General features: G+C 71.8%; 10 protein-coding genes. All 10 read right to left on the bottom strand.

What is annotated here, in order from left to right:
• Positions 1–53: 53 nt before the first annotated feature.
• Entirely contained in the window at positions 54–536 is a 483-nt protein-coding gene (locus ABT034_RS26025) for a DUF2563 family protein (protein WP_351219215.1), read from the bottom strand.
• A gap of 122 nt (positions 537–658) precedes the next feature.
• Positions 659–2989: a xanthine dehydrogenase family protein molybdopterin-binding subunit gene (locus ABT034_RS26020; RefSeq protein WP_502973056.1), complete on the bottom strand. Its 2331-nt coding sequence runs from the start codon at positions 2987–2989 to the stop codon at positions 659–661.
• On the bottom strand, positions 2986–4536 hold the full coding sequence (locus tag ABT034_RS26015) for a 2Fe-2S iron-sulfur cluster-binding protein (protein WP_351219213.1): 1551 nt from the start codon (positions 4534–4536) through the stop codon (positions 2986–2988). Before ABT034_RS26015 ends, ABT034_RS26020 begins: the two co-directional genes overlap by 4 nt.
• Complete coding sequence (locus ABT034_RS26010; protein WP_073913361.1) at positions 4533–5408, bottom strand: FAD binding domain-containing protein; 876 nt, start codon at positions 5406–5408, stop codon at positions 4533–4535. The genes ABT034_RS26015 and ABT034_RS26010 overlap by 4 nt, the downstream gene beginning before the upstream one ends.
• 269 nt (positions 5409–5677) lie before the next feature.
• Entirely contained in the window at positions 5678–7318 is a 1641-nt protein-coding gene (locus tag ABT034_RS26005; RefSeq protein ID WP_351219210.1) for a beta-N-acetylhexosaminidase, read from the bottom strand.
• A 4-nt stretch (positions 7319–7322) separates the two neighbouring features.
• Positions 7323–8171, bottom strand: coding sequence for a carbohydrate ABC transporter permease (locus ABT034_RS26000; RefSeq protein ID WP_351219208.1), 849 nt, complete (start codon positions 8169–8171; stop codon positions 7323–7325).
• On the bottom strand, positions 8168–9130 hold the full coding sequence (locus tag ABT034_RS25995) for a carbohydrate ABC transporter permease (protein WP_351219206.1): 963 nt from the start codon (positions 9128–9130) through the stop codon (positions 8168–8170). The genes ABT034_RS26000 and ABT034_RS25995 overlap by 4 nt, the downstream gene beginning before the upstream one ends.
• A gap of 14 nt (positions 9131–9144) precedes the next feature.
• A complete protein-coding gene (locus ABT034_RS25990; protein WP_351219204.1) occupies positions 9145–10485 on the bottom strand; it encodes an extracellular solute-binding protein in 1341 nt (446 codons plus the stop codon).
• 211 nt (positions 10486–10696) lie between these two features.
• Complete coding sequence (locus ABT034_RS25985; RefSeq protein ID WP_351219202.1) at positions 10697–10984, bottom strand: DUF3039 domain-containing protein; 288 nt, start codon at positions 10982–10984, stop codon at positions 10697–10699.
• A gap of 53 nt (positions 10985–11037) precedes the next feature.
• Positions 11038–12270, bottom strand: coding sequence for an acyltransferase family protein (locus ABT034_RS25980; RefSeq protein ID WP_351219200.1), 1233 nt, complete (start codon positions 12268–12270; stop codon positions 11038–11040).
• Positions 12271–12287: the final 17 nt, after the last annotated feature.

Here is a 12287-nt window from a genome sequence, read left to right as displayed (position 1 = left end):
AGGACTCATCTTTCGCCTCTTCCCCGTGTCCCCGAAATTCCGTCCGCGTCCGCCTACTTGAGGCCGTCGTCGTCGCCTTCGGCCGTCTCGTTGGCTTCGTTCGCCGAGGCGCCGCGGCCCGCTTCCTGGTCGGCCTTCTGCTTGGCTTCCCAGGTTCGCTGGTGGATCCCGATCATCTTCTGCTTGATGTCGTCGTCCATCTGCTGGAAGCCGTCCTTCGACGCGACGACCGCGATCCCGAGGCCCTCCAAGCAGTCCTGCAGCAGACCGGAGAGTTCCGTCAGCTGCCTGAGGACGGTCGTGTACGACGTGTGGACGCCGTTCGCCTCGCTCCAGGCCGCACCGCCGCCGCCGAACTGAACGCGCAGCACCGGTTCGGCGTTCATCTTGGTCTTGTCTGCTTCGGAGGAGGTGAGCATGTCGATCAGACCGTCGATGCTCGACTTGAACTCCGTCATCGACTCGGTGTTGTAGCGCACGGCATCCGCGCTCATGCCCTGCATCCCGTACGCGCCCCCGCCCACGTAGGCTTCCATGCCCGCGCTCCTCCCCCGTGTGAACCACCATGCTGTGTACCGCACAAGTCTAGAAGTTCACTGTAGTTGGGAACGACGACAGTGCGCACCCCGGGGTTGCACAAGCAACGGACATCACATGGTTACGAATTGGGCACGGCGACCGCCGCCTGGGGGCGGATCGGGAGGCGGTTGACCGGGCGGCCCGTTGCCGCGCGTACCGCTGAGGCCACTGCGGCCGGTGAGGTGACGACCGGGATCGCGCTGGCTGCCTTCGCACCGAAGGGGGCCACCACGTCGCGTTCCTCGACCAGTTTCACGATGCGAATGTCCGGGGCATCCAGGGATGTCGGGAGTGCGTAGCCCGTGAAGTCGGGGTGCCGGACCAGGCCGCGGGCGGTGCGGAGGTTCTCCGTCAGGGCCGCGCCGACGCCTTGGGTGACGCCCGCCTCGATGCGGGTGGCGAGTTGGGCCGGGTTCAGGATGCGGCCGACGTCCTGGGCGACGGCCATCTCCACGACCCGTACGGCGCCGAGTTCGATGTCCACGTCGACCACCGCGCGGATCGCGCAGAACGCCAGGCCCACGAACGCGTCGCCCTGGCCCGAGTCGTCGAGCGGCTCCGTGGGGTGCGGGCGGCACTGGGCCGTGGCCCAGAGTTCCTTGCCGTCCATCGCCTCGGTGACCGTCGTCGAGAGGACCCCGTCGTACGAGGTGATCTTGCCGTCGGTGATCTGGAGGAGCTCCGTCGACATGCCGAACTGGTGGGCCAGCGGCTGGAGAAGCTGCGTGCGGACCATCTTCGCGGCCCGTTCCACCGCCCCGCCCGAGACCCAGGTGTGGCGGCCGTGGGCCGCCGGGCCCGCCGGCGGCTGGTCGGTGTCGACGGGCGCGACGTGCACCTCGTCGATGCCGAGGGTGTCCTGCACGATCTGGCGCGCGAGCGTCGAGAAGCCCGAACCGGTGTCCACCGCCGAGCAGATGACCGTCGCCACCCCGTCCTGCACCCGTACCGTCGCCGTCGACACCTCGTCGGTGCCCTCCGCGCCCAGCATGTGCACCATGCCGAGCGCGTAACCCACACCGCGCCGCACCGCGCCCGGTTCGCCCGCGCCCTCGGGGCCGCCGGGCAGCAGCCAGTCGCCCTCCGGGGTGTCCTTGGGGAGGGGGGGAAGCGGGAAGTCACGGACTGCGGACAGGAGTTCGGCCACCGGTGCCGGGCAGGTCACCGTCTGGCCGGTCGGCAGGATGTCGCCCGTCGCCATGACGTTCCGCATGCGCAGCTCGGCCGGGTCCACGCCCAGTTTCGCCGCCAGTTTGTCCATCTGCGCCTCGTACGCCGCGCACACCTGCATCGCGCCCTCGCCCCGCACATGGCCGGACGGCGGGTTGTTCGTACGGACCGCCCACCCTTCGACGAAGGCGTGCGGCACGACGTACGGGCCGCAGGCGAAGGCCACGGCCGCCGCGAGGGACTCCGACGAGGAGTCCGCGTACGCGCCCGCGTCGAGCAGGATCTGCGCCTCCACCTTCACCAGGCGCCCCTCCGCGTCCGCGTGGTGCCGGTAGCGCAGCAGGGTCGGGTGGCGGTGGGCGTGGCCGAGGAACGACTCCTCGCGCGTGGCGGTGAGCTTCACCGGGCAACCGGTACGCAGCGCCAGCAGGCCCAACGGGATCTGGAAGCCCGGGTCCTCACGGTCGCCCGTGGCGCCGGGGACGCCGGTGACGACCAGCTTAACCTGCTCGGGCGGCAGGCCGAAGCAGGCGGCCGCCAGGTCCCGGTCGGTGTGCGGGTCGGTGGACGCGGTGTAGAGCTCCACCCCGCCGTCCGGGCGCGGTACGGCGAGACCCGCCTCCGCGCCGATCGGCGCCGGGTCCTGGCGCCCGATCCGGTACAGGCCCTCGACGACGACCTCGCCCGCCGCGTCCGGGTCCCCGAAGCGCAGCGGGATGTGCCGGATCAGGTTCCCGTCGGGGTGCAGCGCCTCCGCCGCGAACGCCTTCTCCGGGTCCGTCACCGGGTCGAGCACCTCGTACTCGACGGTGATCGCCGCAGCGGCCAGCCGCGCCGTGTCGGGGTGGTCGGCCGCGACCGCGGCGAGGGCCTCGCCGTGGTGCCGGACCAGGTCCGACGCGAAGACGGGCCGGTCCGCGACCCGGCGGCCGTACGTCGCCGCGCCCGGCACGTCGGCGGCCGTCACCACGGCCCGTACGCCCGGCATGGCCGTCGCCGCGCTGGTGTCGACGGACACCACGCGCGCGTGGGGGTGCGGGGAACGCAGGATCGCCGCCCAGAGCAACCCCTCGGCCCACAGGTCGGAGGCGTACGGGAAGGTGCCCTCGGTCTTCGCGCGTGCCTCGGCCTGCGGGAGCGAGGTGCCGAGGCCGTGCGCGGCCTGCTCCTGGCCCAGGGGCCCCAGGGGGCCGGGGATGTCCAGAGCCGTGGGAACGGCGGTGGTCGCGTCGGTGCTCACGCCATGCCTCCGTCGTGCGGGTGCGGAATCTGGTGCGGGACACGGGGCTCGTCGGCGCCCTCGGCCGCGGTGGCCGCCGCGCTCGCCTCGCGCTCGGCGACGACGTCCCGTACGGCTTCGAGCACGCCCCGGTAGCCGGAGCAGCGGCACAGGTTGCCTGCCAGCGCCTGGCGGGTCTCCAGCTCCGTGGGGGCGTGGTTGCCCTCGAGCAGGTCATGCACGGTCATGCACATGCCGGGGATGCAGAAGCCGCACTGGACGGTGCCGCACTTGGCCATGGCCCGCTGCACGTCGGAGGGCTCCCCGTCGGCCGCGAGGCCCTCGACCGTCCGCACCTCGCTCCCGGCGGCAGTCGCCGCCGGGACGAGGCAGGAGGCGACGAGACGGCCGTCGACCTGCACGTTGCACGCGCCGCACTCGCCCTGCGAGCAGCCGTCCTTGGCCCCGGCGAGACCGAGACGCTCCCGCAGGACGTACAGCAGGGACTCGCCGATCCAGGAGCCGGTCACGGGGCGGTCCGCGCCGTTGACCCGGAGGGTGTACGAGGTGTGGGGGTGCTCGTCGCTGTCCGTGGAGGCGTGGGCGTGGGTGCTCGCGCCCACGCCTGCGCTCTCGTCGACGCCTGCGCTCTCGTCGACGCTCTGGTTGGCAGTGGCCGTGGCGGTGGGCGTGTCCTCGGGGGTGGCGGCCGTCGTCCCTTCGGGTGTGTCTGTCCCGTCGTCGTCGGTCGGCTCGACCAGAGCCTCCGCCGGGGCCTCTACCAGCACCTCCGCCGGTGCCTCGGCCTCCGCCTCGACCGGGCCACCGGCCTCCACCTGCCGGTCCGTGACCTCCGCCGCCGGCTCCTCCGGGAGCGCCCACGGCGCGGGCGCGCCGCCCGGCAGGGTCGCCGGCGCCTCGGCGTACGGCCTGATGGCCGACGCGGCGAACTCGCCCGCGTCGCCCGGCGCCCCCGGCCCGGAGGCCTCGGTCTCAGCCGCCGCCTCCCCCGTCTCTCCAGCCTCCACCGTGTCCATCGGGTCCACCGCGGCCGGTACGGCCGGGATCTCCCACTGGCCCGTCGAGCCGGGTCCCGCGGGGGGCGCCATCGCCCCCGTGAAACGCCACTCGGCCGTCGCGTGCGGGTCCTGCTCGCCGTACTCGAAGTGCTCGGCCCGCCCCGTCGGAGCCTGCCCGAAGTGCTCGGGCCGCTCCGCGTACTCGGCGCCCTGCTGCGGGAAGTACCGCGCCTGGCCCTGCTCCGCGTACTCGTTCCCGTCGAAGTACTGCGTCTGCTCGGCGTACCGCGGCTGCTCCGCCTGCGTCGGCAGGTGCACCGCCCACGTGCCCGTCGCCGCCGGGTCCGTCGCCGGCGACGGGGTGAGGGGCTGGAGCGGGGTGATCATCGGCGGTACGTAGCCGTGCCCTGGGGCCTCCAGGGGTACGCCGTCCAGCATGAAGTCCGGCGGGAGCTGGACGAACGCGGTCGCGTCCCCGTCGTACCCCTCGCTCTGCGGGATCGGCTCCCAGCCGCCGGAGTCCTGGTGCTGCTGGTCGTTGCTGCTCACGACAGTGCCCTCCCCAGTGCCCGTCGGGCGAGTGCGGCGACGGTGCGCCGCAGGTGCAGTACGGCCGGGGGCAACGCTTCGTCGCCCGGCGGGTCCGGGATGCAGGCGGCGGCGACGTACTCGCCGAACGCCGCGAGCGCCTCGGGCGCGAGGCCCCGGTCGTTGTCCCAGTCCACGAGCGAGGCGATCCAGCGCTCCGCCTCCAGCGGGCGCAGCGGCATCGGGGCGACGGCGCCGACCGCGCAGCGCACCCCGCGCCGGGCCGGGTCGAGGACGACGGCGACGGAGGCGGTGGCGCGGGCGGGGCCGGTGCGGCCGGTGGCCTTGACGAAGACCTGGGGGGCGTGGAGCAGCGGGACGCGGACGAAGGCGACGAGCTCGCCGGGGGCGAGGAGGTCGCGGCCCGCGAGCAGGTGGGAGACGGGGATCTCGCGGCTGCCGAGCGGCCCGAGGACGACCAGGTCGGCTTCGAGGGCGGCGAGGACGGGCAGCGAGTCGCCGGTCGGGGCGGCGGTGACGACGTTGCCGCCGAGGGTGCCCGCGTTGCGGATCTGGGGCGGTCCGGCGGCGCGGGAGGCGGCGGCGAGGGCCGGGATGAGGGCGGCGAAGTCGGGGCGGCCCATGCGCGCGTGGGTGAGGCCGGCGCCGAGGAGGGCGTGTCCGTCCTGGTACTGCCAGCCGCGGATCTCGTTGATGCGGCTGAGGCCGACGAGTCCGGCGGGGCGGAGCTGGCCCTTGTTGACGGCGGCCATGAGGTCGGTGCCACCGGCGACGGGGACGGCGGCCGGCATGGCCGTGAGCGCCGCCACGGCCTCGTCGAGCGAGGCGGGCAGCGTCACGGACTGCGCCGTCTGTGGTGCGTGCGTGGTCAACCCGCTGCCCCTTCCCGGTGTCCCGGTGGTCCCCGACTGTGCCCGGCGGTCGCGCCTGCGTGTGGGCGTACCGTACGTGCTCACACGCCGGACGTGGCAACTCTGGCACATCTTCCGAGCGGTCCGGCGCGAGGGTCCGCGAAGGACTGTTCCGTCCGGGACGCCCCGAGGAGCGACGGTAACTTCCGTTTCGCCGCACTTGGGTGAGCAGGGGGACGCCGGCTCGGGAGCCGACTCGGGTTCGGGTCGGGGGCGGGGTCGGGATCAGGTCACACGATCGGGGGCGTGCCCTCCAGCGGTCGCCCGACGACCCCCGGGCGCCGCTGCCACGGACGTGGTCCCGTGGGCGGCCGGTAGTCGACGCCGAGGGCGTCGAGGCGCCGGTAGTGCGTGTCCATACGGCGCTCGAAGCCGGCGTAGTCGCGCGCCCCCGGCGCGGGCAGCGCGGACCAGGCGACCTCGGCGAAGGCGGCGAGGCGGGGGAAGGCCTGGTAGTCGATCCGGGCGCGGTTCTCCATGACCTCGGTCCAGACGTTGGCCTGGGTGCCCAGGATGTGGGCGGCGGCCTCGGGCGAGAGGCCCGGCGGGACAGGCTCGAAGCGGTAGACGTCCTCCAGGGTGCGGACGTACCCGATGGGCATCGGCTCGTCCTCGCCCGGCGCCTGACGGTGGTCCAGGTACACCTGCTGCTCGGGGCACATGACGACGTCGTGCCCGGCCTCGGCGGCGGCGATCCCACCCCCGTACCCCCGCCAGGAGGAGACGGCCGCTCCCTCCGCAAGGCCGCCCTCCAGGATCTCGTCCCAGCCGATGAGGCGCCGGCCGCGGGCGGTGAGCCAGCGGTCGAAGTGGCGGATGAACCAGGACTGGAGGCCTTCCTCGTCCCCCACCCCCAGCTCCTTGATCCTGGCCTGCGCGGCCGGGGAGGCCTTCCACTGGTCCTTGGGGCACTCGTCACCGCCGACGTGGACGAAGGTCGAGGGGAAGAGGTCGAGGACCTCCTCGAAGACGCCCTCGTAGAACCGCAGGACGGCCTCGGTGGGGGCGAGGACGTTGGGGTTGACGCCCCAGGTGTTCCAGACGGTGAGGGCGGTGGTGTCGACGACGTCGGTGTTGCCGAGTTCGGGGTACGCGGCGATCGCGGCCTGCGAGTGGCCGGGGAGGTCGATCTCGGGGACGACGGTGATGTGCCGGTCTGCGGCGTACGCGACGATCTCGCGGATGTCGTCCTGGGTGTAGAACCCGCCGTGCGGGGTGTCGTCCCAGAGCGGCGAGGCCCGGTGTCCCCACTTGCTGCGGGCCCGCCAGGAGCCGACCTCGGTGAGCCGGGGACAGCGCTTGATCTCGATGCGCCAGCCCTGGTCGTCGGTGAGGTGGAAGTGGAAGACGTTGAGCTTGTGGGCGGCGAGGAGGTCGAGGTACCGCAGGACGTCGTCCTTGGGGAGGAAGTGCCGGGAGACGTCGAGGAGAAGGCCGCGCCAGCCGAAGCGGGGGGCGTCCTCGATCGTCACGTACGGGAGGACGGGGCCCCCGGCCCTCACGGGCGCCTTGCGGTACGCCTCCGGGCCGAGCAGCTGACGGAGGGTCTGGGCGCCCCAGAACACCCCGGCGGGGCCGCCGCCCTCGATGACGACGGCCGCGTCGGCGGTCTCGGTGGAGAGGCGGTAGCCCTCGGGGCCGTACTCCCGCTCCACCTCGGCGCTGATCCGCAGCCGGATCGCGTACGGGCCGGGGCCGTCGGGGAGCGGCAGTCCGGTGGCGGCCCCGAGGGCGGCGCGGAGCCAGCGGGCGGTGGACCCGGTGCCGGGCCCGGCGTCGAGCGTGGTCCGCTCGTCGAGCGTCGCGGTGCCGGGGGTGGAACGGCGCTCCACGAGGAGCGGTACGGGGATCAGGTCACGGTCGGAGGTCATCGCGTCAGTCCTTCACCGCCCCGCCCAGCCCGGAGACCAGACGGCGCTGTACGAGTACGAAGAAGACGAGCACCGGGACCGTCATCACGGTCGACCCGGCCATGATGCCTCCCCAGTCGTTCTCGTCGGGCTTGAAGAAGACGAGCAGCGCCATCGGGAGGGTCGACTGCGAGGTGTCGCTGATGAGGAACGACTTCGCGAAGAGGAAGTCGTTCCAGGTCGAGATGAACGAGAAGACGCTCGTCGCGACCAGGCCGGGGAAGACCAGCGGGAAGAGGATCTGCCACAGGAACCGGGTCCGGCTCGCGCCGTCGATCTGGGCCTGCTCCTCCAGCGCCTCCGGCACCGCCTTGACGAAGCCGCGCAGCATCCAGATCGCGAACGGCAGCGAGAAGGCGATGTGCGGCAGGATCAGCGAGCCGAGGGTGTTGAGCTGGCCGGCGTCCCGCATGAGGAAGAAGAGCGGGATGGTGAGCGCCTCGACCGGCACCATCTGGGCGACCAGGAACATGATGAGCAGCGTCGTCCGGAACCGGAAGCGGAAGCGGGTGACGGCCGTCGCCGCGAGGAAGGCGATGAGGGCGGAGGCGAGGACGACCGTGCCCGCGACGACCAGCGAGTTGAGGAAGTAGCGGCCGAACTCCTGCTGTTCGAAGACGCGCCGGAAGGAGTCGAGGGACGGGGAGAGCGTCCAGGGCCGGGGGTTCGTGGACTGGATCTCGCCCGCCGGTTTGAAGGCCGAGAGGACCATCCAGTACAGCGGGAAGGCGACGGCGGCGGCGACGAGGAGGGTGACGGCCTCGGCGGCGAGGCGTCCGGGTCGTGCGGGCCGCCTGATGCGGAATGTGCTCACAGCTCTTCTCCCTGTCGTCGCAGCAGGCGCAGGTAGACCAGCGTCACGGCCAGCAGGATCAGCAGCATGACGACGCCGATCGCCGAGCCGAGGCTGTACTCGGAGGAGGCGAAGGCCTTCTGGTAGGCGTAGACGTTGAGGACGAGGTTCTGGCCGGCGATGCCGCCGCCGTTCGTCATCACGTAGATCTGGGTGAAGACCTTGAAGTCCCAGATGATCGACTGGATCGTGACGACGACCAGGATCGGCCGGAGCATCGGCGCCATGACCGTGCGCCAGATCCGCCACTGCGAGGCGCCGTCGAGGGCGGCGGCCTCCAGGACCTCGGACGGGATGGCCTTGATGCCCGCGTAGACGGTGACCATCACGAACGGGAAGGAACACCAGACGACTTCGAGGAGGACGAGGGCGAAGGCGCTGTACCGCCCGTACGTCCAGGAGAAGTCGCCGAGGCCGAGCAGCTTGTTGACGGGGCCGAAGTCGGGGTCGAAGAGGAAGACCCAGACGGTGGAGCCGGTGATCGCGGGCGTGGCCCAGGCGCCGAGCGCGGCCAGCATCAGGACGAGCCGGGGCAGGGCACGCACGCGCGTGAGGAGTACGGCGAGGGCGCAGCCGACGGCGAGCGTGGTGATGACGCAGGCGGCGGCGAAGAGGACGGTGGCGAGGAGGACCTGCCGGAACTGGGGGTCGGCGAAGAGGGCCGTGTAGTTGCCGAAGCCCTTGAAGGAGGTCGGTTCGCCGCCGCTGACCTGGGCCTGGGTGTACTCCAGGAAGGAGATCAGGCCGAGTTGGTAGACGGGGTAGACGAGGAGTCCGCCGATGACGGCGAGGGCGGGCAGGAGGTAGAGCCAGGGGGTCCAGGGGCGGTGGCCCCTGATGCCGGGGCGGCGCGGGGCGGGGGTGGCCGGACGCGGGGCCGCAGCGGCCTGCTTCTCGGCAAGCGGGGTCTGGGTCGTCATGCGTATCGGTCCGCTCAGCCCGCCGGCGCGAAGGCCGCGTCCATCTTCTTCGCGGCGTCGTCGGCGGCCGCCTTGACGTCCTTACGGCCGCTGACGACCTCCTGGAACATCGTGGGAAGGACGAGGGAGGCGTCGATCTGCCCCCAGCCGGGGGACGCCGGGACGAACTTGGTGCCGGCGCCGAGGGTGTCGATGAAGGGCTTCACGAAGGGCTGGCGCTGGGCGGCGGCGGCCCGTACGTCGGTGTACGTGGGGAGGAAGCCCATCGCGTCGAAGAGGCGGCCCTGGGTCTCCTTGCCGGTCAGGGACTTGAGGAGGTCGACGGCGAGGCTGCGGTGCGAGGTGCTCTTGAGGACGCCGATGTTGTTGCCGCCGGCGAAGGCGGGGGCGATGGAGCCGGGGGTGGTGCCGGGCAGCGGGACGACCGCGTACTTGCCCTTGACGGTGCCGGCCTCGACGGCGGCGTGGCTGAAGTCGCCGCCGATGGCCATGGCGGCCTTGCCGGAGGCGAAGGCGGTGACGGTGGCGTTGCCGCCCATCTGGGCGCACTTGGCGGCCGGGCAGTTGTCGTCGCCGAAGAGCGAGGTGTACGTGGTGATGCCCCTGAGGGCGGCCTCGCTGTTGACGGCGGCCTTGTACGAGTCGCCGTTCGCGGTGGCGAGTTCGCCGCCCTCCGCCCAGACGAAGGGCATGGCGCCGTAGGTGTAGGCGCCGCCGACAGCGATGCCGTAGAGCTCGGGCTTCGCCTTGCGGATCTTCTTGGCGGTGGAGACGAGTTCGGCCTGGGTCTTGGGGGCGGTGAGGCCGAGTTCCCCGAACACGTCGGTGCGGTAGTAGAGGGCGCGGACGCCGACGAAGAGGGGGGCGCCGTAGACCTTTCCGCCGACGGTGACGGACTGCTTGGCGGTGGGGTCGGTGTCCTTGGCCTCGGCCCAGGCGGCGAACTCGGTGCTGATGTCGGCGAGTCCGCCGTCCTTGACGTATCCGGCGGTGTCGGTGTTGCCGTACTCGACGAGGTCGGGCGCGGACTTCGGGTCGTTGAAGGCGGCCTTGACGCGTTGGGCGCGGGTCTCGACGGGGATGTACTCGACCTCGACCTTCGCCCCCTGGTGGCTCTTCTCGAAGGCGGCGACGGCCTGCTCGACGACCTGTTCCTTGGGCTTGTTGCTCACCTCCTGGAAGAGCCAGACGCGCAGGGTGCCGGTCTTCTCGTCCGTCGTGGCCTTGCCGTCGGAGGTCTGGGGCGCGCAGGCGGTGGCGGTGAGGCCGGCGAGCAGGAGTGCGGTGGCCGGGGCGGTGAGGCGGGCGGTGAGGCCGGGGGTGAGGCGGGCGGCGGCTCGGGCAGGAAGCTTCATGACGGATCCCCTCCGGATGCGTGCGTTGCAACATGCGCAATGCGCGTTTCGTTCTGCACAACACGCGTGAGGTTAGGCGTGCCTCCGGCACGCCCACAAGAGGTCTCGACCACTTCCTCGCCCCGAGACGCGAAACGGCCCCCGTCGTACGTACCGGAGTACGTACGACGGGGGCCGTCCCCGACGTCAGGGCATCGTCACCCGCTGCCCGCTACTTGTCCTTGCCGCCCTTGTCCTTGTCGCCGCCGCCGGCGCCCATGGATTCGTAGATCTCCTTGCACATCGGACAGACCGGGTACTTCTTGGGGTCGCGCCCCGGTACCCAGACCTTTCCGCAGAGCGCCACGACGGGCGTGCCGTCGAGGGCGCTCGCCATGATCTTGTCCTTCTGGACGTAATGGGCGTAGCGCTCGTGGTCGCCGTCACCGTGGGACACCTGCGGCGTCGGCTCGACGAGGGTCCCCGTACCTGACCCGCGCTCGGGCTCGAGTGTGCTCATGTGACCCAAGGGTACCCATGCGGGTGCGGGAACCCGTGCCCCGCGGGCGGTGTTCAACGGGTGGAGTAGGCCTCGGAGGCGGCCGGAGCGGCCGGGGTCCCCGAGGCGGCGGGAGCGGCCGGGGGCGCGGGCCGCCAGCGGGCGGGGATGCGCCGGACCAGCCAGCGGTTGGCGGGCTCCTCGACGAAGCGGTAGAGCGCCCAGGACATCGCCACGATGACGAGGCCCATTCCGAGCATGGTGAAGAGCACCGAGTCCCTGTCCTGCCCCCGTCCCCACTCGTAGGTGGCGAGGCGGATGACCGCGTGGTGCAGCAGGTAGAAGCTGAACGACCACACCCCGAGCAGGATGAGCGGCTTCTTGTTCAGGAGGCCGCGGTGGCCCGCGATCTCGCGCTGCACGAAGGCGATGATGATCAGTCCGGCGATCACGGCGACGGTGGGCCGCAGCGTGTACTCGAGCTGGGCGACGTAGTCGGCGGACAGGCTCGCGCGCAGCTGGAAGAAGCCGTAGACGTAGGCGAGCAGCAGCGCCAGCGGCACGATCGGGCGCATCGGGATCCGGAAGCCCCGGCGGAGCAGCAGGGCGATCGTCATGCCGAGGAGGAACTGCGGCAGGTAGACGAGGGGGTGGCGCATGACCCAGCGGGCCGTGCCGGGGGCGAGGTTCTCGTACGCCCACCAGTTGACCGCCCACATGCAGACGAGGCCGAGAATCGTCAGTCCGACGAGGAGCGGGGTGCGCATCCGGACGACGAAGCGGGCGAGCAGCGGGAAGAGGGCGTAGAAGAGGATCTCGACGCTGAGGGTCCAGGTCACCGGGTTGCCGGGAAGCGTCGGGGTCGCGTCGGGGAGCCAGTTCTGCACGAGGAAGATCGAGGCGATGAACGACTTCCACTCCACGGCCAGGTTGGCCCGCTCGTAGAAGACGTAGTAGGCGAGCACGGCGGCGACCAGGGTCGCCGGCCAGATGCGCGCCACCCGGCGTATGTAGAAGGCGAACGGGTGCTCGTGCGGCTTGTACACCCAGGTCAGCAGGAATCCCGAGAGCACGAAGAAGAAGGTCACACCGTGGCCGCCCATCTCCGAGTACGGGAAGATGGACGGGGCCAGGCCGAAGCCCGTCTGGTGGCCCGCTCCCGTGAAGTGGTGGGCGAACACGGCGAAGGCCGCGAAGAACCTCAGACTCGTGAGCGTGTCGAGGCGGTTGGGCAGCACGGCGCCGGCGCTTTCGACGGGCATCCGCTTCGAGGCCCGGCCGTTCCGGGTGGCGGTTATGACAGACACGTGGTCATCTCTTGATC

Origin of the sequence: Streptomyces sp. NPDC002773 (assembly GCF_040295605.1) — a bacterium.
Classification (GTDB): Bacteria; Actinomycetota; Actinomycetes; order Streptomycetales; family Streptomycetaceae; genus Streptomyces.
The sequence above is the reverse complement of the archived record's forward strand: the minus strand, read 5'-3'. Positions and strand labels throughout refer to the sequence as shown.